This window comes from Agrobacterium sp. RAC06 (genome assembly GCF_001713475.1).
In the GTDB taxonomy this organism is placed as follows: domain Bacteria; phylum Pseudomonadota; class Alphaproteobacteria; order Rhizobiales; family Rhizobiaceae; genus Allorhizobium.
Window position 1 is genome coordinate 4610583 of the sequence record NZ_CP016499.1, and the last position, 22362, is coordinate 4632944.

Annotated in this window: 19 protein-coding genes and 1 pseudogene; 10 read left to right on the forward strand and 10 right to left on the reverse strand. The window is 62.0% G+C overall.

Features of this window, described 5'->3' with window-relative positions; genetic code table 11:
• Positions 1 to 34 precede the first annotated feature (34 nt).
• Positions 35 to 2410, reverse strand: a complete 2376-nt coding sequence (locus tag BSY240_RS21865) for a methyl-accepting chemotaxis protein (protein WP_069043737.1) — start codon at positions 2408 to 2410, stop codon at positions 35 to 37.
• Between the two features lie 210 nt (positions 2411 to 2620).
• Between BSY240_RS21865 and BSY240_RS21870 the strand changes: the two genes are divergently transcribed.
• Positions 2621 to 4105: an amidase gene (locus BSY240_RS21870; protein ID WP_069043738.1), complete on the forward strand. Its 1485-nt coding sequence runs from the start codon at positions 2621 to 2623 to the stop codon at positions 4103 to 4105.
• 9 nt (positions 4106 to 4114) lie between these two features.
• Here BSY240_RS21870 and BSY240_RS21875 read toward each other — a convergent pair whose 3' ends face one another.
• On the reverse strand, positions 4115 to 5140 hold the full coding sequence (locus BSY240_RS21875) for a zinc-dependent alcohol dehydrogenase family protein (RefSeq protein ID WP_069043739.1): 1026 nt from the start codon (positions 5138 to 5140) through the stop codon (positions 4115 to 4117).
• A 180-nt stretch (positions 5141 to 5320) separates the two neighbouring features.
• On the opposite strand from BSY240_RS21875, the gene BSY240_RS21880 reads away from it, so the two are divergent.
• Positions 5321 to 5989 carry a glutathione S-transferase family protein gene (locus tag BSY240_RS21880; RefSeq protein WP_069043740.1) on the forward strand — a complete coding sequence of 223 codons (669 nt, stop codon included), beginning with the start codon at positions 5321 to 5323 and terminating at the stop codon, positions 5987 to 5989.
• Between the two features lie 6 nt (positions 5990 to 5995).
• On the opposite strand, the gene BSY240_RS21885 is transcribed toward BSY240_RS21880, so the two are convergent.
• On the reverse strand, positions 5996 to 6808 hold the full coding sequence (locus tag BSY240_RS21885; protein WP_069043741.1) for a LytTR family DNA-binding domain-containing protein: 813 nt from the start codon (positions 6806 to 6808) through the stop codon (positions 5996 to 5998).
• Between the two features lie 105 nt (positions 6809 to 6913).
• Here BSY240_RS21885 and BSY240_RS21890 point away from each other — a divergent pair, with 105 nt between their 5' ends.
• Both BSY240_RS21890 and ypfJ read left to right on the forward strand, forming a co-directional pair.
• Positions 6914 to 7417, forward strand: coding sequence for a DUF2306 domain-containing protein (locus BSY240_RS21890; protein ID WP_054151560.1), 504 nt, complete (start codon positions 6914 to 6916; stop codon positions 7415 to 7417).
• Between the two features lie 82 nt (positions 7418 to 7499).
• On the forward strand, positions 7500 to 8423 hold the full coding sequence (gene ypfJ, locus BSY240_RS21895) for a KPN_02809 family neutral zinc metallopeptidase (protein ID WP_054151561.1): 924 nt from the start codon (positions 7500 to 7502) through the stop codon (positions 8421 to 8423).
• Between the two features lie 13 nt (positions 8424 to 8436).
• On the opposite strand, the gene BSY240_RS21900 is transcribed toward ypfJ, so the two are convergent.
• Complete coding sequence (locus BSY240_RS21900; RefSeq protein WP_054151562.1) at positions 8437 to 8916, reverse strand: DUF2938 domain-containing protein; 480 nt, start codon at positions 8914 to 8916, stop codon at positions 8437 to 8439.
• A 291-nt stretch (positions 8917 to 9207) separates the two neighbouring features.
• Here BSY240_RS21900 and BSY240_RS21905 point away from each other — a divergent pair, with 291 nt between their 5' ends.
• Positions 9208 to 10620 (forward strand): MATE family efflux transporter, encoded by a 1413-nt coding sequence (locus BSY240_RS21905; protein ID WP_069043742.1) that lies wholly within the window; start codon positions 9208 to 9210, stop codon positions 10618 to 10620.
• Between the two features lie 36 nt (positions 10621 to 10656).
• Here BSY240_RS21905 and carA read toward each other — a convergent pair whose 3' ends face one another.
• Complete coding sequence (carA, locus tag BSY240_RS21910; RefSeq protein ID WP_069043743.1) at positions 10657 to 11862, reverse strand: glutamine-hydrolyzing carbamoyl-phosphate synthase small subunit; 1206 nt, start codon at positions 11860 to 11862, stop codon at positions 10657 to 10659.
• 316 nt (positions 11863 to 12178) lie between these two features.
• Between carA and BSY240_RS21915 the strand changes: the two genes are divergently transcribed.
• Positions 12179 to 12631 (forward strand): GatB/YqeY domain-containing protein, encoded by a 453-nt coding sequence (locus tag BSY240_RS21915; protein ID WP_054151565.1) that lies wholly within the window; start codon positions 12179 to 12181, stop codon positions 12629 to 12631.
• Between the two features lie 55 nt (positions 12632 to 12686).
• Here the strand turns inward: BSY240_RS21915 and BSY240_RS21920 are convergent, their stop codons facing one another.
• Together BSY240_RS21920 and BSY240_RS23785 are read right to left on the reverse strand one after the other, a co-directional pair.
• Entirely contained in the window at positions 12687 to 13019 is a 333-nt protein-coding gene (locus tag BSY240_RS21920; RefSeq protein ID WP_054151566.1) for a BrnA antitoxin family protein, read from the reverse strand.
• Positions 12982 to 13284 (reverse strand): BrnT family toxin, encoded by a 303-nt coding sequence (locus BSY240_RS23785; RefSeq protein ID WP_083229703.1) that lies wholly within the window; start codon positions 13282 to 13284, stop codon positions 12982 to 12984. Before BSY240_RS23785 ends, BSY240_RS21920 begins: the two co-directional genes overlap by 38 nt.
• A gap of 147 nt (positions 13285 to 13431) precedes the next feature.
• Between BSY240_RS23785 and dnaG the strand changes: the two genes are divergently transcribed.
• The 3 genes from dnaG to rpoD all read left to right on the forward strand — a co-directional run bounded on the left by dnaG (position 13432) and on the right by rpoD (position 19265).
• On the forward strand, positions 13432 to 15429 hold the full coding sequence (dnaG, locus tag BSY240_RS21925; protein WP_069043744.1) for a DNA primase: 1998 nt from the start codon (positions 13432 to 13434) through the stop codon (positions 15427 to 15429).
• Positions 15430 to 15510: 81 nt separating this feature from the next.
• A complete protein-coding gene (locus tag BSY240_RS21930; protein ID WP_069043745.1) occupies positions 15511 to 16818 on the forward strand; it encodes an adenylate/guanylate cyclase domain-containing protein in 1308 nt (435 codons plus the stop codon).
• A 383-nt stretch (positions 16819 to 17201) separates the two neighbouring features.
• Positions 17202 to 19265 (forward strand): RNA polymerase sigma factor RpoD, encoded by a 2064-nt coding sequence (gene rpoD / locus BSY240_RS21935; protein WP_054151569.1) that lies wholly within the window; start codon positions 17202 to 17204, stop codon positions 19263 to 19265.
• A gap of 62 nt (positions 19266 to 19327) precedes the next feature.
• On the opposite strand, the pseudogene BSY240_RS21940 reads toward rpoD, so the two are convergent.
• A pseudogene (locus BSY240_RS21940) lies at positions 19328 to 19750 on the reverse strand (type II toxin-antitoxin system VapC family toxin).
• Positions 19750 to 19983: a type II toxin-antitoxin system Phd/YefM family antitoxin gene (locus tag BSY240_RS21945; protein WP_069043746.1), complete on the reverse strand. Its 234-nt coding sequence runs from the start codon at positions 19981 to 19983 to the stop codon at positions 19750 to 19752. The pseudogene BSY240_RS21940 and the gene BSY240_RS21945 overlap by 1 nt, the downstream one beginning before the upstream one ends.
• Before the next feature lie 146 nt (positions 19984 to 20129).
• Between BSY240_RS21945 and BSY240_RS21950 the strand changes: the two genes are divergently transcribed.
• Entirely contained in the window at positions 20130 to 21182 is a 1053-nt protein-coding gene (locus BSY240_RS21950) for a DUF930 domain-containing protein (RefSeq protein WP_150127516.1), read from the forward strand.
• Positions 21183 to 21193: 11 nt separating this feature from the next.
• Here the strand turns inward: BSY240_RS21950 and BSY240_RS21955 are convergent, their stop codons facing one another.
• Positions 21194 to 22342, reverse strand: coding sequence for an amidohydrolase (locus tag BSY240_RS21955; RefSeq protein ID WP_069043748.1), 1149 nt, complete (start codon positions 22340 to 22342; stop codon positions 21194 to 21196).
• Positions 22343 to 22362: the final 20 nt, after the last annotated feature.

Here is a 22362-nt window from a genome sequence, read left to right on the forward strand (position 1 = left end):
CCGCCATCCCTTGCATCAGGACGAGCCTGCGCGATCAAAATTCTTCCCACTCGGCGCCACTCGGGGCGGGCTTCGCGCCCATGGCCGAGGCGATCTTTCCGGCCAGCGCACGCGCCGGGGATGTTACCGGACGGGCAGCTTCGCTGACAGGCGACGGACGGGCAGGGGACGCGGAACGGCTGGCGGATGACGCCGGAGCGCTGTGGGGCCGTAGCGCATGAGTCGCTGCCGATGCGTGCGGGGTCGAGCCCAGATTGAACTGGGCGAGGCGGGCCGAAAGGGCCTGCACTTCCGACACGAGCGTGTGGGACGCGGCATTGGTTTCCTCGACCATGGCGGCGTTTTTCTGGGTGCCCTGGTCCATGATGTTGACGGCCGAGTTGATCTCGTGAAGGCCGGTCGACTGTTCGCGTGCGGCCTCGACGATCGCATGGACGTTGGTGTTGATCTGCTGCACTTCGGCGACGATGGCCGAGAGGGCTTCGCCGGTCTGGTCGACAAGCGAGACGCCGTGCTTGACCTGTTCGCCGGAGGCCGTGATCAGGGTCTTGATTTCCTTTGCGGCATTGGCGGAGCGTTGCGCAAGCTCGCGGACTTCCTGGGCGACGACGGCAAAACCCTTGCCGGCTTCGCCTGCGCGGGCTGCCTCGACGCCTGCATTGAGCGCCAGCAGGTTGGTCTGGAAGGCGATCTCGTCGATCACGCCGATAATGTTGGAGATCGACTGTGACGACTGTTCGATGGCGCTCATCGCATCGACCGCTGAGCGAACGACCTCACCGGAGCGTTCGGCGCTTTCCTTGGTGCGGCTGACCTGCTGGCCGGCTTCTTCGGCGCGCTGGGTCGATTCCTTGACGGAGCGGGTGATCTGCGAAAGGGCCGCGGACGTCTCCTCGACGGAAGCCGCCTGCTGTTCGGTGCGGCGCGCAAGATCGTCGGCTGCCGAGCGGATTTCGTTCGAGCCGTTCTCGATGGTGGTCGCGTTGTCGCGAAACGAGATCATCGCGGCGCGCAGCTTCTCGATCGAATCGTTGAAGTTGCCCCTGATTTCGTCGAGCGCCGGCGAGAAGGCCTTGTCGAGCCGGACAGTCATGTCGCCATCCGACAGGCGGGCGAGGCCGGCGCGCAGTTCGTCGACGACGAAGCGGATTTCCTCTTCGCGGGCCTTGTGCCCCTTGGAGCGTTCGACGCGTTCGACCTCTTCGAGTTCGTAGCGGGCTTCCGCCTCCTTCTCGAGCGCGACCTTCTTGCGATTGCTCTCCAGGAGGACGGCGAGCGAGCGGGAGAGATCCCCCAACTCGTCCTGACGGTCCTTGTCGGTCAGTTCGACGTCGAGGCGGCCGGCAGCAATGTCGGTGGTCTGGCCGATGACGCGATTGATGCGACCGATGAAGCGGCGGGCGAGCAGCCAGCCGACAACAATGAGGATGATGGTTGCGCCGGCTATGATGAGAGCGGAGGTCCAGAGGGTCTCCGTCAGGACACCGAGCACGGTTGCGCTCGGGACGGCGACCACGACGTTCCAGATGGCGCCGGGGAAGGGTTCAATCGGGACTGCAATGGCCATGCGCTCGATGCCGTCCTTGTCGATCATGGTGCCGACCGAACCCGGTGACTTCAGCAGGCTCTCCCATGCGGTTGCGTCCAGACCGCTGTCCTTCAGCGCCTTGCCCATGGCCGCCTTATCCGGATGGCTGACAAAGGCGTTGGCGGAGGAGAGGAGGGCGATGTAGCCGTCGCCAAGAGGGCGCTTTGCCCCGAGATCGGCAGCCGTCTTGTCGAGGTCGATATCGGCGCCGACATAGCCGAGTGCCTTGCCGTTCTCCATCACCGGGATCGAGATCGTCGTCATCAGGACGTCCTTGCCGTCGACCGGGTAGACGTAGGGTTCGAGCAGAACCGTTTTTCCTGTCGTAACGGGCAGGATGTAGTAGTCGCCGGCGCCTGGCTTGTCATAATCGACGAGCACGTCGCTCTTGATCGTTCCACCCGACCTGTAGATGTAGGGCATGAAGCGGCCGGTCTGATCGTGGGCCGCTTTGCCGACGAAGTCTGCATCCTTCCCGTCGAAGGCGTTCGGTTCCCAGCCGCTCGAAACGCCGATGGCGCCGGGGAAGCCTTCCAAGGTGGTCGTCATGACGGCCATGGCTGTGTCGCGGTCGGCCAGTCCCTTGGCACGCAGGGCGGCAATCGAGGCTTCCATGCCGACGACCATCTGGTGTGCGACGCTGAGCGTCTTGTTCACCTCTGCTGCGGCCTCTGACGCAGCTGTCTGCATCTTGTCGATACCGGCGCCACGGATCGTACCATAGCTGACGCCCACCACTGTCGCGGCAACGCCGATGGTCGTCACGACGCCGAGTGCCACCGTCGCGAAGATGTTCCTGCTGGTTGCAGATTTGAATAACATGGGCCGTTCCCTCATGAGCCTATGACTTCGTTGCGGCAAACAGCGTCCACCGCGCCGGTGTTGTTCCGGCCTTTCAGGGTGAGATTACCCCTGCATGGTTAAGTAGGTGTTTATATTCGGGTGGGCCGCTAGATCCGATCTTGCTTGATCGGCGTGTGGTTTGACCGGAAGGTGAGGGCCATCAAACGAGTCGGCAGTGGGGGAGTGAAAGTGTTCAGGGAGTATGCTGACTTCGACGGATTGGCGCTGGCCGACCTGATCAAGCGCAAAGAGGTTTCGGCTGGCGAGGTGCTTGAGGCGGCGGTAACGCGGATCGAGACGGTCAATCCGGAGCTGAATGCGGTTGTCCGACCGCTTTTCGATCGGGCGCAGCAGCGGGTCGCGAAGGGATTGCCGGACGGCCCGTTTTCCGGTGTTCCGTTTCTGGTGAAGGACCTCCTGGCGCAGATTGACGGTGTGCCGACGGGCAATGGCAATCGGCTCTGGGCAACGCGGGTCGCAGAGGGCAATAGCGAATTGGTGAGCCGATGGGAGACGGCCGGCCTCGTCATCGCCGGGCGCACCAACACGCCTGAGTTTGGCCTGACACCCTATACCGAACCAGGCGCCAATGGCCCGACACGCAATCCCTGGGATCTCACGCGCACCCCAGGCGGCTCATCGGGCGGATCGGGTGCGGCGGTAGCCTCCGGCATGGTGCCGATTGCGTCGGGTGGCGACGGGGGCGGGTCTATCCGCATCCCGGCGTCTGCCTGTGGCGTCTTCGGCATGAAGCCGACGCGCGGACGAACACCGGCCGGACCCTTCATCGGCGAGGCCTGGTCCGGTTTTGCCATCGAGCATGTGCTGACGCGCTCGGTGCGCGACAGCGCCGCTGTCCTTGACGCGACGCATGGAGCGGATCGCGGTTCGCCTCATCCGCTGCCGCCGCAGGAAGGCACATTCCTGGATGCCTGCCAGCGCGCGCCCGGAAAGCTGAAGATCGCGGTGTCGCGCCAGCCGATGCTCGGCAAGGCCGTGGCGCCGGAGGTGGTGGCTGCCTTCAATGATACGGTGAAGCTTCTGGCCGATCTCGGTCACGAGGTGATCGAGGCGGCGCCTCCTGTGGAGCGCGACGCCTTTTCCATGGCCTTCCTGACGGCTCTTGCCGGGGAGCTGCGCGCCGACATCGAGTTCACGGCGAAGACCTTCGGGGTAAAGATCCGTCCCGGCGACTACGATGCGTCCTCCTTTGGCATGGGGCTCCTCGGAGAGGGTTTCACCGCGTCTGACTTGATCACCGCGCATCGCTATCTCACGCTGTCGGCCCGCTCCATCCTCGGTTTCTTCGAGGATGTCGACGTACTGATGACACCGGTGCTGTCGACCTTGCCGGTCAAGATCGGTGCCCTGCAGCCGAGTGCCGTGGAGAAGAAACTCTTGACGGTACTCGGCTATGTCGGCGGCGGCAGGCTGTTGAAGAAGCTCGGGATTGCCGAGCAGCTGGCTGCCCAGACCTTCGAGTTCATTCCCTGGACACCTGTCTTCAACGTCACCGGCCAGCCGGCCATGTCGGTTCCAACGGGCTGGTCGCCCGAGGGCTTGCCGATCGGGATGCAGTTCGTCGGTCGTTTCGCCGACGAAGACACGCTGTTTGCGCTTGCCGGCCAGCTCGAGCAGGCGGCACCCTGGAAGGACAGACGCCCGCCGCTCTGACCGCCCCGCTTACAGGCCGGGCACGACGAGCACCTTGACCTCGCCCGGTTGCGGCGGATTGCTGACCACATCGGGCGCATCGTCGAGCGAGACCTTACGCGAGATCAGCTTCTCGACCTCGATTTTGCCCGAGGCGATCAGGTCGGCTGCGCGGCGGTGGGTGAAGGGGTTCAAGAAGGAGGTGACCAGCTTGACCTCGCGGAAGAGCAGGTCGAAGGGCTCGATCGCCACTTTTTCCCCTTGCGCCATCACACCGAGGATGACGGCGGTGCCCCCCGGACGGACGAGCTTCGTCGCCTGAATGACCGTTTCGCCGACGCCTGCGCATTCGAGGACAACGTCCACGCCGCCGGGAACGAGACCGGTCTCGCCGGAGATCTGCATGACGACACCGCCTGCGGCAGGGTCGACGCTGGCGGTTGCGCCGAGCTCTTCGGCGAGCTTGCGGCGTGCGGCCTGACGGGTCACGAGGATGACCGTGGCTGCGCCTGCCAAGCGGGCGAGCTGTACCGTGAGGAGGCCGATGACGCCACCGCCGAGCACGACAACAGAAGAGCCGGCCTTGATCTCGGCGAGATCGATGCCGTGCAGGCAGCATGCAAGCGGTTCACAAAAGGCGCCGTGCATCGGGTCGAGGTCTGGCGGCAGGAGAAAGGCCTGACGGTGTGGAACGACCACATAGTCGGCGAAACCGCCATCGCGGTGAATGCCGATGGCTCTGAGGTTCCGGCAGAGATTTACCCGGCCGTTGACGCAGTGGCTGCAGCGACCGCAGGCGATGTTCGGGTCCCCCGTGATGCGATCACCGAGTTTGAAGCCGGTGACGGCGCTGCCGATCTCTTCGACAATGCCGCTGAATTCGTGGCCGAGGGTGACCGGTGGCGTGCAGGGGAATTCACCGTGGTAGAGATGCCGGTCGGTGCCGCAGACGCCGCAGGCTTCGACGCGCACCAAGATATCATCCGGTCCGGCCTTTGGCTTTTCCACCTCCCGTGTGAAAAGCTGGCCCGTCGCCTCCAGTCGCATCGCCTTCATCAGTCACTCCTCCCAAAGTATTGTCTGCCTTTGCAGATTTGCATGCAGGATCAGGGCTGCCAAGCCGTCAGCGCGTGCGATCTGTCTTCCCATCACCGACAAAGTTGAGCTGTCAGCCTCGACGGCGGTCGGGCTGGTCGCTAGACAGTTCAAGCAACGACAATCAAAGGGCCGTCTCTGATGATCACCGTCCACTATCTCGACAACTCGCGCGCCCACCGCATTCTCTGGCTGCTCGAGGAGCTTGGCCTCGACTATCAGGTCAAGGTCTATCATCGGACGAAGGAATACCTCGCGCCGAAGGAGCTGAAGGCGGTGCATCCGCTCGGCAAGTCGCCGGTCATCGAGGATGGGGGGCGCGTTGTCGCGGAAAGCGGTGCGATCATGGAATATCTGGTCGAGACCTATGGCGGGGAGGGGTTGCGGCCTGCCGCCGGCACCGAGGAGCGGCTGCGCTATCGATACTGGATGCATTATGCCGAAGGATCGGCCATGCCGCTTCTGGTGATGAAGCTGATCTTTGCGCGCATTCCGGGGCAGGTACCCTTCTTCATCCGGCCTGTGGCCAAAATGATCAGCCAGGGCGTGTCGCGCAAACTGCTCGACCCGCAGCTCTCCGACCATCTCGACCTCTGGATCAACGAAGTCGGCAAGGACGGCTGGTTCGCGGGCCGGGAATTCTCGGCGGCCGATATCGCGATGAGCTTTCCGGTCGAAGCCGGTTTGACCCGGATTGCCGGTGGCAAGGATGTGAGCGTGCTGAAAGGCTGGATCGAGCGGATCCGCGCGCGCCCCGCCTATCAACGCGCGCTGTCGCGAGGCGGGGACTACGGTTACGCCAAGAGCTGAAACGGCTTAGCTTCTGCCGAAACGCGTGCGCACGGTTTCTGTGAAGCTGCGGCTGACAGGCACCGTGGCGCCAGAGGTCAACCGCAGGAAAAGACGGCTGCCGTCTCTTTCCAGGCCGGTGACATGGCTCGCCGCGACCCAATGGGATCGATGGGTTTGAACGCCATCGGTCGTGCCGATTTCGCGCAAGGCATCGGAAAAGCGCAAGAGAAGAAGCTGCCGGCCACGGGTTGTCGTGACGACGGTGTAGTGATCCTCCACGGTCAAATGCAGAAGCGGACCGCGCATTTCCGGCTTGAGGCGAGCAGTCAGCGGCGCTGGCTCGGCCGCATCATTCGGCGGTTTGAGCGCAGCCGTTGCGTCGCTACCTGATTTTGGTTCGGGAGTGGTGGCCGACAGCGTCAGATGCGTGAGGAGACTGAAGAGCACCGAGAGTGGAAGGCAGACGACGAGCTGGCGGCCATAGGCTGGAAGGCTTGGCGCAGCGCCTAGCCATGACCAACGGATCAGCTCCACCGCAGCAGCGACGAAGGGTGCGGCGATCAGGGCATTGATGGCGAGCAGCAGAGGGGTGCTGTGCAGTCGTCCGGCAAACGAAATCTCCGCCAGCGTGATGACGACAATCGCGATCGTCCATGCGGCTCCATGCAACAGCGTCCAGAAGGCGGCGCGTTCGAGGACGCCCATGTCCTCCATCGTGCCCGATGGGCCGATCGCCACGAAGACCGAAACCACGATGGCGAATGTTGCCCAGAGGCGCGGCGCGCTGATGAGCATGGTCCATTCACGAAGCGCAGACTGCAGGGTGGTGCTGTTCACGAATTTCTCTCGACATCGACGGCAAAGCATTTGTCTCGCGGCGCCTTGCGAGCGAACAGCGGGACACGAACCATTGAAACCGCGATCTTCTCCAAGGCAAGCCCCATGTCGATTTCTCTGCTGACGCAGTCTTCCCTCGCCATCCAGATCCATGTCGCCTCAGCCGTCTTTGCCCTTCTCCTGGGCGCTACCCTGCTGGTCGGCCGCAAGGGAACTGGCCCGCACCGGCTTCTCGGGCGGCTCTGGATCGGGATGATGGTGATCACTGCACTCTCCAGCTTCTTCATTCAGTCACTGCGGCTCTATTTTGGCTTCAGTCCCATCCACATCTTGTCTGTCTTCACACTGATCGGCAGCTGGCAAGCGGTGGCGGCAGCACGTGCGGGGCGCATCGCCGAACACCGCCGGCATGTGGGCAACCTCTACAGTTTTGCACTGCTGACAGCCGGGGCCTTCACGCTGCTTCCCGGACGGCTGATGCACAAGTTGTTGTTCGGCGAAGGACAGGGGCAGGGGCATCTGTTTGCGATCGGTTTGCTACTCTTCCTCGTGGCGGCGCTTCAGTGGTGGTTGCGCAAGTCCCCCCGGCATTTCAGGCCGGGAACCTGAAACACGCGACTTGCCGCTGGTGTCGTGGAACAGTTCGGCTATCTTCTCATTGTCAGGGGCAGATGCGTGGAGGGACAACATCATGGAATGGCGAGGCCGGCGACAGTCGAACAATGTCGAGGACCGGCGTGGGCAGTCCTCCGGTGGCCTTGGCCGCAACCCGTTCGGGCGCTCCGGCATTCAACTCCCGATGGGCGGGCGGCGCGGCGGTGGCTTGAGCTTCGGCACCATCATTTTCCTTGTTGTCATCTACTTCGTGTTGAAGGCCATGGGCATCGACATGCTGCAGGTTCTTGGTGAGGGCAATGTCGGGGGCGCCGGATCGGGTTACGAGCAATCGATCGGCCAGCGTCCTCAGGGGCAGTCCAGTGATGACACCACGGCCTTCGTGCGGACGGTTCTGGCGGAGACCGAGACCACCTGGAATGCAATCTTTACGGCCTCCGGCGAACGCTATCGGGAGCCGACCCTTGTGCTCTTTGCTGGCTCGACGTCATCACCCTGCGGCCAGGCGTCCTCAGCCACCGGTCCGTTTTATTGCCCTGCCGATAGCAAGGTCTATCTCGACACGGAGTTCTTCGACCAGCTTGAGCAGCAGTTCGATGCGGCCGGCGACTTCGCCCAGGCTTATGTGATCGCGCATGAGGTCGGGCATCATGTGCAGAACCTCACCGGTGTTCTCCCGGAGTTCAACCGCCAGCGCCGCTCGATGGGGCAGCGCGAGGCAAACCAGATGTCGGTGCGCGTCGAGCTGCAGGCCGATTGCTATGCCGGGATATGGGCCAAATCCGCCGACAAGGAGGGTATCCTTTCCGACGGTGACCTTGAGGAAGCGTTGAATGCCGCACAGCAGATCGGCGACGACACCCTGCAGAAGCGCAGCCAGGGCTATGTCGTGCCCGACGCCTTCAATCACGGCACGTCTGCGCAGCGGATGAAGTGGTTCAAGCGTGGCTATGACAGCGGCAATGTCGGTGCCTGCGACACCTTCTCCGGCGCGATCTGACGCGCCGGTTCTTTCAGCGGATCAGCAGTGCGGTCAGCCACAGGCCGAGACCGAAGGCGGTATGGGCCAAGAGATTGAGGGCGCGGACCTTGTTCGGGTTCGGCGTCTTCGAGGCGGCCCAGCCGAGCCCAAGGCCCGGCTGCAGCAGGAACCAGCCGGCCGCAACAGTGGCAATCGCCCAGATCCAGGCCGGCAGCAGGGTTGGTCCGGCAAGCCAGCTTGAGCCGAGCGCGAGGACGAGGATGATCCCGTAGGCAATGCCGACGGCATAATGCGCGATCCAGCCAAGTGCCTGTTCGTGGCGGTAGGGTGCAGCATCTGCGATCGTTTGATGAAACACCGTGCCGAATTTAAGGTGATAGAACCAACGTCCGACGGGAGCCCAGTTGGCCTTCGGCTGGCGGAAGGCGAGCGTCAGAAACATGGCCCAGAGGTCCATGGCAAGTGTTGCGCCGATCCCGATGATGGAGCCGCGCCAGATCAGTTCCCACATGCTTCATCCGTCCTGGTGATCGAGAAATAGAGAGTTGACCCTATGGGCGGTTTGCGGCCGTAAGAAAGGCCGTTTTGCGCGGCAACAGGCAACTTCCCCTGTTTTTCGAGAGGATTTCGGTTCGGATCTGATGTTTAAGCCCTGATTTTCATCAATCTTGCTGATGTATCGCGCAATAATTTTGCAGGTTGTCGATTTCGTCTTGCTGGATTGCAGGTTGCCGCTTATCCCGATGTGACATGCCGCTCACCAGTACGCTCTGGAAGCGGCTTTTTTCTTTGGAATAAAGCCATGCACACCGATGCTGTCACGATCGAAACCTCAAGCCATGCGCCTGTCGGCGCCGGCTCCTGGATGTCGCATATCCGGGCGACACTGTCGCTCGGTATTCCCCTGATCGGCGCGCAGCTGGCGCAACTCGGCATTCACACCACGGATGTGGTCATCGTCGGTCAGCTTGGAGCGGTACCGCTCGCAGCCATGGTGCTGGCCGGGCAGTTCTTCTTCACGATCTTCATCTTCGGATCCGGTTTCTCCATGGCTGTCATGCCCATGGTCGCTCAGGCATATGGACGCGGTGACGTCGTCTCTGTCCGTCGCTCGATCCGCATGGGCATGTGGGTCTCTATCCTCTACGTGATCCTGACGATGCCGCTGTTCTTCAATGCGGAGGCGATCCTGCTCGCCTTGGGGCAAAAGCCCGAGGTGGCAAGCCTTGCTGCAAACTATGTCTTCATCATCCAGCTCGGCCTGCTTCCGGCCCTGCTCTTTGCCGTCTTGCGTGCGCTGGTCAGTGCGACGGGCCGGGCCCGGATCGTGCTGTGGGTGACGCTCGGCATCCTGGTCCTCAATGCGATCCTCGCCTATGCGCTGGTGCTCGGGCACTTCGGGCTGCCGGCGCTCGGCATGACCGGGGCGGCGATCGTTGCGGTCATCGTGCAGTGGGTGAGCTTCGTCGCCATGGTGATCTACATCCAGACCCGGGACGAGACGCGGCGTTACGAGCTCTTCGTGCGCTTCTGGCGGCCGGACTGGCAGGCGTTTCGCGAAGTGCTGCATCTCGGGATGCCGATCAGCGTCACAGTGCTTGCGGAAGTCAGCCTGTTCAGCGCTGCCTCGCTCTTGATGGGGCGGATCGGCACGATCGAACTGGCCGCCCATGGCATCGCACTGCAGCTCGCCTCGATCGCCTTCATGCTGCCGCTTGGATTGGCGCAAGCCGCAACCGTTCGGATCGGCCTTGCGCATGGACGGGGCAATTATCCGGAGCTGGTGCGGGCATCGATCACGGTGCTTGGCATTGCCGGTCTGATGTCCCTTTCGGGCGCAATCCTGTTCCTGCTCGTGCCAAATCAACTGTCTGCCGCGTTTATCAACGAGAATGCCCCGGCCGCCGCCGAGGTGCTGGCCTATGCGGGGCCGCTCGTCATGGTCGCGGGGCTTTTCCAGCTGGTCGACGGGTTGCAGGCAATTGCGGCTGGGCTCTTGCGCGGGCTGAAAGATGCGCGCGTACCGATGATCCTGGCGCTCGTTTCCTACTGGCCGATCGGCTTCTTCCTCGCCTGGCTCATGGCCTTCCCGCTCGGGATTGGTGGTATCGGCATCTGGTACGGCTTCTGCCTTGGGCTTGCGAGCGCTGCCGTCATGCTGAGCCTTCGTTTCTACCTGAAGGTCCGGCATGAAATGCAAACGGCCCGGGCATGAACCCGGGCCGCCAATATCCAGTCTGATTGAAGCGTCTCAGCGTTCGGCGAGTGCCGGTTCGCCCTTCGTTTCGCGCACCATGTTGATGAAGCGGCGGAAAAGGTAGTGGCTGTCCTGCGGGCCGGGTGAGGCTTCCGGGTGGTGCTGCACGGAGAAGACCGGCTTGCCCTTGAGGCGCAGGCCGCAATTGGTGCCGTCAAACAGCGAAACGTGAGTCTCTTCAACGCTTTCCGGCAGCGACTTCGAGTCGACCGCGAAGCCGTGGTTCATCGAGACGATTTCGACCTTGCCGGTGGTGAAGTCCTTCACCGGATGGTTTGCGCCGTGATGGCCCTGGTGCATCTTCTCGGTCTGGCCGCCGAGTGCCAGACCCAGCATCTGGTGGCCGAGGCAGATGCCGAAGACCGGCTTGTCGGTCTTGATGAGTTTCTGGATGACAGGCACGGCATATTCGCCGGTTGCTGCCGGATCTCCCGGACCATTCGACAGGAAGACGCCATCCGGGTTCAGCGCCATGATGTCTTCGGCCGAGGTGGTGGCGGGCACGACCGTGACCTTGCAGTCGAGGCCGGCGAAGAGACGCAGGATGTTGCGCTTCACGCCGAAGTCGACGCAGACGATGTGGTACTTGGCGTCGTCCGCACCGAGAGTCGTGTGGCCTTCGGTCCAGGACCAGACTTTCTCGTTCCAGACGGAGGACTGGCCGGAGGTCGCAACCTTGGCGAGATCGAGGCCTTCGAGACCGCTCCAGGCCTTGGCTTCGGCCTTCAGCGCCTCGATGTCGAAGACGCCGTTCGGGTCATGGGCGATGACGGCATTCGGGGCGCCATTCTCACGGATCCAGGCGGTGAGGGCGCGGGTGTCGATGCCCGAGAGGCCGATGATGCCGCGGGCCTTCAGCCAGGCGTCGAGATGGCTTGCGGCACGATAATTTGAAGGCTCCGTGATATCGGCCTTGAAGATCGTGCCGACCGCGCCGTGGCGGGCTGCCGGCGTCAGGTCTTCGATGTCTTCGTCATTGGTGCCGACATTGCCGATATGCGGGAAGGTGAAGGTGACGATCTGGCCGAGATAGGAGGGATCGGTGAGGATTTCCTCGTATCCGGTGAGTGCCGTGTTGAAGCAGACCTCGGCCTGGACCTTGCCGGTCGCGCCGATTCCGTGGCCTTCGATGACGGTGCCGTCGGCGAGAACGAGGAGGGCGGTCGGCTTGCGGGTCGTCCAGGGGGCTGTCGCGGTCATGGTTGTTCCTTGTTCGCCCGCGTACCGGCCCCTTGTCGGAGCGGTTTCGCAGGACCATTTATGTTGTAGATCGAGGGCGCGCGAAGTCGCGCGTTTTCGGCCCTGATGACAATTTGCGTGCAGGTGCCGAGCAATAGACGCATCGCAGGGAGAGGTCAATTCCGGAGTTGTTTCCGGGACGGATTTCTCCCAAGCCGTTTCAAGGGTTTGCTCAATTCGTTTGCGCCGCAGCAAATGTCTGGCTATGAGAACCACTCAACAAACACGGAAAAGCCACAATCGCCAAGAGCGAAGCGGCCGCTCCCCGGAGAAGAAAATGATACGCGACACGCTCGCCAACTCGCTGAAAGAAGCCCTGAAGGCCAAGGATGTCCGTCGGACGTCGACCGTGCGTCTGATCCAGACCGCGATCAAGGACCGGGACATTGCGCATCGCGGTGCCGGCAAGGATCCGGTCAGCGACGACGAGATCATGCAGATCCTGATGAAGATGATCAAGCAGCGGGACGAATCCGCCAAGATCTATGCCGACAACGACCGCCCGGAACTCGCTGCCCAGGAGCGCGAGGAAATCGTCATCATCAAGTCCTTCATGCCCGAGCAGCTCTCGGAAGAGAAAGTGCGTGAACTCTGCGCTGCGGTGATCAACGAAACCGGGGCACAAGGCCTGCGCGACATGGGCAAGTGCATCAATGCGCTTAAGGAACGTTATGCCGGCCAGATGGACTTCGGCAAGGCCTCGGGCGTGGTCAAGGACCTCCTGAAGTAACTGCCTTGCCTCATTCACATGTGTTCGACGCCGCCTCCGGGCGGCGTCTTGCGTTTCAGGGTTTCGAGCGCTTCTGCTCGTCGACGAAGTGGCGCAGGACCGCGTTGATGCGGGTCTGGTAGCCCTTTCCGGTCGCCTGGAAGAAATCGATGATGTCGGGATCGAGGCGGATCGAGATCGGCTTCTTCTTGTCCGGGATCACCATCCTGGCCTTGGACCAGTCGATGTCCATGTGATCCTTCCAGTCCGGATCATCGCGCATGGCGCGTTCGATGTCCTCGTCGGTCATCGCATCGACGCGCGCCCAGTCGGTCTGGCTTTTTTCGCCGCGCGCCCGTTTTTCCAGAATCTCAGAGATGGTAGTGCGCGTGATATTCTCTTCGCTCATTTCTTCTCGCAACGCGGGCGGATATGATCCGACAGACGTTTCCTCTCATGGTGTAGACGGCGGTAATCAATCGGCCGCTTTCCGGGCAAGTCGCAAGAATCCGCACTTCACCGTTGGTCAGGGTCTGTGTTTCAAGGCGAGGTTCGGCCAGTGCCAAGACAACGTCATCGAAGTCGATTCCATGCTTGTGGCGATTGCTGATCCGTTTAACCTCGTCCCACTCGAAGGCCCATTCTTCCTGCGGAATGTCGTCCAGGCTTCGCATGGCAGCGGCTCTCGTATCCGTCGGCTACAAGTGTATATACAAACGTCATGATGTTCAACCTCTGTGAATAACGGGCACTCCGCGCGAAAGCCTTGGCGCTCTGGCCAGTGGGTGCCTATATGGAGGATCAGCTTCCCAAGGACACCGATGCGTTTTTCCAGCGACTTCCTCGACGAGATCCGTGACCGCGTGCCGATTTCGGCCGTGGTGGGCCGCCGCGTGACCTGGGATCGCAAGAAGACCAATGTGTCGCGGCAGGACTACTGGGCGTGCTGCCCCTTCCATGGCGAGAAGAGCCCAAGCTTTCACTGCGAAGATCGCAAGGGCCGCTATCATTGCTTCGGCTGCGGCGTCTCCGGCGATCACTTCCGTTTCCTGACAGATCTTGAAGGACTGAGCTTCGTTGAGGCGGTGCAGCAGGTGGCCGATATGGCCGGGATTGCGATGCCGCAGCCAGATCCGCAAGCGGAGCGGCGAGAGCGGGAACGCACGACGCTGCAGGACGTCATGGAGATGGCGACGCAGTTCTTCCAGGACCAATTGCAGACGGCGAACGGCGCGCGGGCGCGAGCTTACTTGCGCGAGCGTGGCCTTTCTGGGCGGACCATCGAGACCTTCGGGCTCGGCTATGCGCCGGAAAGCCGCAATGCGCTGAAAGAGTATCTGGCCTCCAAGGGGGTGCCGAAGGAGCAGATCGAGGCCTGCGGGCTCGTCGTGCACGGCCCTGATATCCCGGTCTCCTATGATCGCTTCCGCGATCGCATCATGTTCCCTATCCTGTCGTCGCGTGACAAGGTCATCGCTTTCGGCGGGCGTGCCATGGCGGCCGATGCGATGGCGAAGTATCTCAATTCCAACGAGACGGAGCTCTTTCACAAGGGCAATGTTCTCTACAATTTCTCCCGCGCTCGCCGGGCGATGCAGGGGGCTGACGGCGCAGATACCCTGATTGCGGTCGAAGGGTACATGGACGTGATCGCGCTCTACCAGGCCGGGATCGAGAACGCTGTCGCGCCGCTCGGCACGGCGCTGACCGAAAACCAGTTGCAGCTGATGTGGAAGACGACGCCGGTGCCGGTCCTCTGCTTCGATGGTGACGGCGCGGGCCAGCGGGCAGCGTTCCGGGCGGTGGATCTGGCTCTGCCACACATCAAGCCGGGGCAGTCGCTCCGGTTCGCCATGCTTCCCGACGGCAAGGATCCGGATGATCTCGTCAAGCGCGATGGGCGCCAGCCGTTCGACCGTGTGCTGACGGAGGCTCGTCCGCTCGCCGAAATGGTCTGGATGCGCGAAACGCAGTCCGGCGGCTTCGATACACCTGAAAAGCGCGCCGAACTCGAAGCGAAGCTCAAGCAGATCGTCAACGTCATTGCCGACGAAAACGTCCGTCGCCACTATCAGCAGGATGTGCGTGACCGCCTCTATGGCTTCTTCCAGGGCAGTCAGCCCGGCCGCGGAGAGCGTGGCAATTTCCAGGGCGGCAGCCGCGGGCAGGGGCAGGGTGCCCGAAATGGCGGCGGACGTCCTCCGGGGCCCGTTGCCTCAAGCAGGGGTACGATTTCGGACCGGCTGGCGCGATCAGGCCTCGTGCGCGGCGCGCTCGATCAGCCGACGCTCAGGGAAAGCGTGCTGGCGCTGACCATCGTCAATCATCCGCAGCTTCTCGAGGGCGAGTATGATGAGGTTGCCGCGATCGATTACGAGCATGCGGGATTACAGAAACTGTGGTCGTCGCTGCTGACGGCTGTGGCGGAAGCAGGCCCTGCGCTCAGCCGCGAAATCCTGATCCAGAAGCTCGAGGCCCACGGTCACGGCACGCTGCTGCGTAGTCTCGATCAGCAGATCCGCAATGCGCGGCTCTGGATCGCCACGGAAATTGCTGCGTCCGAGGATGCCCGTGAGGGCTATCGCCAGGCGCTCGCGCTTTACAAGCGGGCAAGGGCCTTGAAACGTCAGCGCATGGAGTTGGAGCGGGAGATTGCGGAAGCGACCGAAACTGACGATGGCGCGCGCATCGAGCAGGTGATCAGCGCCTTGCATGAGGTGCAGCTCGAGGTGACGCGCATGGAAAACCAGGAAGCGATCATCGATGGCTTTGGCGTGATGTCTGGACGCGTCAAGGGGCCGGCGACCGGACACGGCTGATGTAATCGTTTGCATAAACCTGTTGCACGGCGGCGGCAAATGGGGGATTCAGGTCCTGTTCCATTGTTACCGGAAACAAGAGTGGCGCAGCACGAGTTCGATTTCATAGCCCGCAACGGGCGCAAGCTCCGCTCGTTCTGGCGCCTGCCGAATGCCGTCTGGTGGGTGGCAAGGATCGGAACCGCCGGTTATCCGCCGCGTATTCGTCGCAGGCTCGCCGTCACCAACATCATCGCCGCGATGGTCAGCCTGATGACCATTCCCTATGTGCTGCTCTACGTGGCCTATGACTGGTATGGCCTGCTGCCGGCGATCATCGCCTTTTCTCCGCAGGTGATCTTCTACGCGCTGACCCCCTATTTTCACCGCTACGGACCGATTTCTGGGGCGCTTTACCTGTGCACGATCTGGCTGATCTTCGGGATCGGCTACTGCATGTTCTTCGGCCGGGACTCGGGGCTGCATTTCTATTTTCTGCCCGGCGCGGCGGCTTCCATGCTCGTTTTCGGGGCAGAGCGGCTATTGCTTTCCGCCTTTGTCACCATTGTCGGACTGGCTGCCTTCCTTGCGACCGAAATCCTCTTCGTGGCGCCGCTTGATTTCATCCGGGTCGAGCCGATTTTTCTGAATACGCTCTACTACCTGACGGTCCCCTTTGCCTTCCTGCTGATCTTTACCACCTCCTTCTTTGCCTTCAAGGAAGCCGCCCAGGCGGAGATGGCGCTGGAATCAGAACACGAATTCTCGGAGAGGCTGCTGCAGAATATTCTGCCGCAGGCAGTGGCCAGCCGGCTTCGCGATCACCGGACGCAGGTTGTGGCCGACCAGATCCCGTCTGCCACCATCCTGTTTGCCGATATCGTCGATTTCACGCCGAGGGCGGCACGCTGGCAGCCGCAACAGGTCATTGCCTTCCTCGGGCGTGTCTTCTCGCAATTCGATGCGATTGCCAACGCGCATGGCCTGGAGAAAATCAAGACGATTGGCGATGCCTACATGGTGGCCGGCGGCCTTCCCGAACCGAAGCCGGATCACGAGACAGCCGTCGCCCTGATGGCGCTCGATATCATCGCCTGCTGTCGCAGGATTTCGGAACAGGTGGGCGAGGTGGTGGAGGTTCGCATCGGCCTTGATGCGGGGCCGGTGGTGGCTGGCGTGATCGGGACTAACAAGCTTCTCTACGATGTCTGGGGCGATACGGTGAATACGGCGGCGCATATGGAATCCCATGGCGTTGCCGGTCGTATCCAGGTTGCCGACTGCCTGAAGCAGCGCCTGGAGAGCCGTTTCGATTTCGAGCTGCGTGGTGAGATCGATGTCAAGGGCAAGGGGTTGATGCGGGTCTGGTTCTTGACGGGTGTCAAGAGTGAGTCTCTCACCGCGACATGACTCGGCTCTTGCGGGTTTTGCCTCTTGTTTCTCGGGCGTGACGTCCTACATCTGCGAAGATCGGTGATAAATACGCCGTTGAACGGCTTGTTTTGTTGATTTTCCCTGTCGAGCCGCCGGAAAGGCTTGACGTCAGGAAAAATTGTGGGAATCACCAATCCAAGCACACAAGGGTGAAGTGGGTTCGGACGGATCTCTGGTATGGTGACCGGTCATGCAGACAAACGAGTTTTCGGCGCTGCGACCGCAATGCCCATAGTTAAGCAGGAATTAAGCAACACTCCGTTAGGTCAGTGACAGCTATCCGCCCGGGTGAGTGGTTCGTCTCCCATTCCTCCGGCGGCAAGCCGCATGATCAGACGTCAGGGAAAGCGACAAGATAAATGGCATCGAAAGTCAAAGAAAACGAAGAAGCCGACAGCGAACGCGACGGCGCGCCGGACGGTCCGCTTCTCGATCTTTCCGATGACGCGGTCAAAAAGATGATCAAGGCCGCGAAAAAACGCGGCTATGTGACCATGGACGAGTTGAACTCGGTTCTGCCGTCGGAGGAAGTGACCTCCGAGCAGATCGAGGACACCATGGCCATGCTTTCCGACATGGGCATCAACGTCATCGAAGACGAAGACGTCGATGAAGCCCAGAGTGGGGAAGACGACGCCGAGGAAGAAGGAGAGAGCGAAGGCGGCGAACTGGCCCCGACGGCTGGCACTGCTGTGGCGACCGCCAAGAAGAAAGAGCCGACCGACCGTACCGACGATCCGGTGCGCATGTATCTGCGCGAGATGGGCTCCGTCGAGCTTCTGTCGCGCGAAGGCGAAATCGCGATCGCCAAGCGCATCGAGGCTGGCCGCGAGACGATGATCTCCGGCCTCTGTGAGAGCCCGCTGACCTTTCAGGCGCTGATCATCTGGCGCGACGAACTCAACGAAGGCACGACGCTTCTGCGCGAGATCATCGATCTCGAAACCACCTATTCCGGTCCGGAAGCCAAGGCGGCACCGCAGTTTCAGAGCCCGGAAAAGATCGAGGCCGACCGCAAGGCAGCCGAAGAGAAGGAAAAGGAGCGCGCCAAGCGCCGTCCGCAGGCCGCTTCCGGTGACGACGACGACATCACGGCCATCGGCGGCGAAGGCATGCCGCCGGAAGAAGAGGAAGAGGACGAGGACGAATCGAACCTGTCGCTGGCCGCGATGGAATCGGAACTGCGTCCGCAGGTCATGGAGACCCTCGACCTCATCGCCGACACCTACAAAAAGCTGCGCAAGCTGCAGGACCAGCAGGTGGAGGCACGTCTCGCCTGTGCCGGCACGCTGTCGTCAGGCCAGGAGCGCCGCTACAAGGAGCTGAAGGATCAGCTGGTCACGGCCGTCAAGTCGCTGTCGCTCAACCAGAACCGAATCGACAGCCTCGTCGAGCAGCTCTACGACATCTCCAAGCGCCTGATGCAGAACGAGGGACGCCTGCTGCGTCTCGCTGAAAGCTACGGCGTCAAGCGTGACTCGTTCCTCGAACAGTATCAGGGCGCTGAACTCGACCCGAACTGGATGAAGTCGATCGCCAATCTTTCGGCGCGTGGCTGGAAGGATTTCGCCCGCGAGGAAAACCAGACGATCCGCGATATCCGCGGCGAGATCCAGAACCTTGCGACTGAGACCGGCATCTCGATCGCCGAATTCCGCCGTATCGTGTCCATGGTCCAGAAGGGCGAGCGTGAAGCGCGTATCGCCAAGAAGGAAATGGTTGAGGCAAACCTGCGCCTCGTCATCTCGATCGCCAAGAAGTATACGAACCGCGGCTTGCAGTTCCTCGACCTCATTCAGGAAGGCAATATCGGCCTGATGAAGGCGGTTGATAAGTTCGAGTATCGCCGAGGCTACAAGTTCTCGACCTATGCGACATGGTGGATTCGTCAGGCGATCACCCGCTCGATCGCCGACCAGGCCCGCACGATCCGTATTCCGGTGCATATGATCGAGACGATCAATAAGATCGTTCGCACATCGCGCCAGATGCTGCACGAAATCGGCCGCGAGCCGACGCCGGAAGAACTGGCCGAAAAGCTCGCAATGCCGCTCGAAAAGGTCCGCAAGGTCCTGAAGATCGCCAAGGAGCCGATCTCGCTCGAAACCCCCGTGGGTGACGAAGAGGATTCGCATCTCGGCGACTTCATCGAAGACAAGAACGCGCTTCTGCCGATCGACGCCGCCATCCAGGCGAACCTGCGCGAAACGACGACCCGTGTTCTCGCCTCGCTCACGCCGCGCGAAGAACGCGTGCTCCGCATGCGCTTCGGCATCGGCATGAACACCGACCACACGCTCGAAGAAGTCGGCCAGCAGTTCTCGGTCACCCGCGAACGTATCCGTCAGATCGAGGCAAAGGCGCTCCGTAAGCTGAAGCATCCGAGCCGGTCGCGGAAGCTTCGGAGCTTCCTGGACAGCTGATCCAGACATGGATGTTTGACATCAGGACCCGTCGGAGCGATCTGGCGGGTTTTTTGTTTTTGTCAGATCGCGATGATCGGATGGGCAATCGTGCTGCAAGCTGTAGCCATAACCTTGTCGAGCGTGGCCACCGTGAGGCCATGGCTGACAGCGATGGCAATGTGGAGGCTGTCGCCGGCTCGCAGGCCCAATTCAGTCCGATCGCAGAGCCTGGCGGCGGCATGGTAGTCGGATGATGACACTGGCAACATGACCAGCGAGCGGGTGACGAGTTGATTGAATGCGGCGAGAGCTTGTGCCTTCTGCGTCATGTCGATTTGCCCTGTGCGCAGTTTAAGAGACAGGGCTTACGAGAATTCCGTCATGGTCCAACCGCTTATATGGAGTGACCCCGATTCCTGATCCCGTAGCCACGCATATACACGGTCCGCTGCTGGCTCGTTCGTTAGAAGCGCGACTAAAACAGAAGTGTCGACATAGGCCATCAATAGCGGTCTTCGTCGCGCAGACGGCGGATGCCGCTATCGTCTGTCTGCGGCATCTGCCTAATCACACTGTCGAGCCAGACGAAATCGATCGCTTCGCGAGCCTGATCGGCAGGCACGAGTCGGGCAACCGCCTTCCCATGACGCTCGATCTCGATCGTCTCGCCCTGTTCGGCTTTTGCGATGAGATCGCTCAGACGCTCTTTAGCGGTCGCAATGCTTACGGTTGTCATGCGGGCCGCTCCCAAACACGGATTACTGGAACTATCTTCATCATAATCCTATCTGCAGCCGGAGAAAAGAATTCGTGTCGCTAAGTTCTGCACGGGGATTGGATTAAACCTCTCTTTTTGCCGCAATCGTCGCTATGGATCGGATCATGACGGATACCAAGACGACAGGTTGGCGGCGCTTCGGGGGAGGGCTGACCCTTTCTCTGCTGCTGCACGGGCTTGCAGTGGCCGTTTTCCTGTTGAGTTTCGATAGTCCTGTCGAGCTTTCGCCTGAAGAACAGGCGGTCGAGGTGACGCTGGTTGCGCCCCCGACTGAACCGGAGCCGGAGCCTGCACCAGAGCCAGAGCCCGAGCCCGAGGCGGCGGAGCCTCCGCCCGAGGAAACGGCTGAGGCCCAGCCGCTGCCGGCCGAGCCGGAGCCGCCAACACCGGAACCAGAACCGGAAGTCGAACCCGAACCGCAGCCGGACCCCGTCGAGCAACCACCCGTGCCCGAACCGGAACTGCCCGACGCAGCGTCTGCGCCCATTCCCGTGCTTCGGCCGGTGGTGCGCTTTGGTGAAAGAGACAGCGGACCGGAAATTGCCCGGGGCACCGAAGCCGAGGACGAGGCCGCCGAAGAGGCGCAGGCTGAGGAACAGGCGGATGAAGTTGCCGATGCCACGCCGTCGCTGGCTCAGCCCGAGCTCACGTTGCCTGAAGCTCCGCCACTCAATGGAGCGCTGCCGGAGGCTGCCGCGGAGACCAATCAAGGGGAAGGCGAAGCCGAAGCCAGCACTCAGGACGAAGCGACCGACCCTGCCGTGGTTGCGGCAATCTCCGAGGCGCAGCTTGAGCCGCGGGATGTAACCGAACTTTTTTCCTCGGCGATTTCAGGGGATCGGGCGGCGATGACGGCCATGGCCGGGCTGACGCGTCAGGAGCGCGGGGATCAGCTGTGCGGGACCGAACTCAGCCAGCAGCTTCGCAACGGCACACCGGCCTATGTGCCCTATTTCCTGCCGATCCTGCGCCTGCGGGAGGGCAATGTTGTCGACGTGCCGCTCGCGGCCTTCCGCGATGTCAACGGGTCCTGGATCAACATTGCCGTGCGCTGCGAGGTTGACGACGATGCGACCGAGGTCGTGCGCTTCTCGCTGTCGGTGGGCAAGGCTGTTCCGCGCGCGGAATGGGCGGAGCGCGGCTTTCCGGACAGCTGAGGCCGGAGCGTTTAGCCGAGCGCCTTGCGGATGACGGCCATGAACACACGCGCGCCGATGGCGGTCAGGTCATCCGGATAGTCATAGTCGGGATTGTGCAGGGCAGGGTGGTTCTCGCCGGCGCCGAGGAACAACATCGCCGAGGGGCAGACGGCGCGCAGACGGCCGAAATCTTCTGACGCCCGCATCGGCAGGTTGCCTTCATCGAAGCGGATCCCCTCCGCCTGCAGTGCCGCTTCCAGATGCGCTACGGCTTCCGGAGCATTCTCGCAGTGGAAGAAGATGTCGTGATAGCTGATGCCGTGCTGGAGCCCGGCGGTCTGTGAAGCCTCGGCGACCAGATGTTCGGCCTTGGTGCAGAGATCCGCCATCCGATCGTCTACCAGGGTTCTTAGTGTGACCCAGATCTCGGCATCGCCTGGCGCAATCCCGAAGGCCTGTTCGCCAAGTGATGCGTGGGTGACTGTTGCCAGCGTGAAGTCCGTCAATGGCGGTGCGCCATGGGAGAGGGCTGTGAGTTCCGGCATCAGACGCGACATGGCCGCCATCGGCGAGATGCCGGTTTCGGGCTCGGAGGCATGAGCGGTCTTGCCGGATAGCTTGATCTTCATGCCGCGCGAGGCGCAGTTCACTGGACCGCTCTTCAGCGCCACGGTGCCGAAGGCAAGGCCCGGCATGTTGTGAAGCGAATAGGCGAAATCAGGCCGGATTTCGTTGAAACGCGGATCTGCGAGCACGGCAGCGGCCCCGCTTCCGTCTTCTTCTGCCGGCTGCCAGAGCAGTACCACGCGTCCCTTGCCGACGGGTTGCCGGGACAGGCCCCGCGCCAGCGCCAGAAGGATGGTCGAGTGACCGTCGTGGCCGCAGAGATGGCCTTTGCCGGCAATCGTCGAACGGTGGGAGGCATGCGACTTCTCCTCGATCGGCAAGGCATCGAGCTCGGCGCGGATGAGAAGCGTGGGGCCCGTCAGTCCGCTGTCGAAGACGGCCGCAACGCCATGGCCGCCGAGATCCGTGACGATCCGGGAGGGTGCTAGTGGCTGCAAGGCTTCAACCACGCGGCGGGCGGTCTCCCGTTCTTCGCCTGACACTTCCGGATGGCGGTGCAGCTCGTGCCGAAAAGCCTGAAGCTCGATCACATCGCGGTTGGTCAGAAACATCGGTCCCTCCTCATGACACT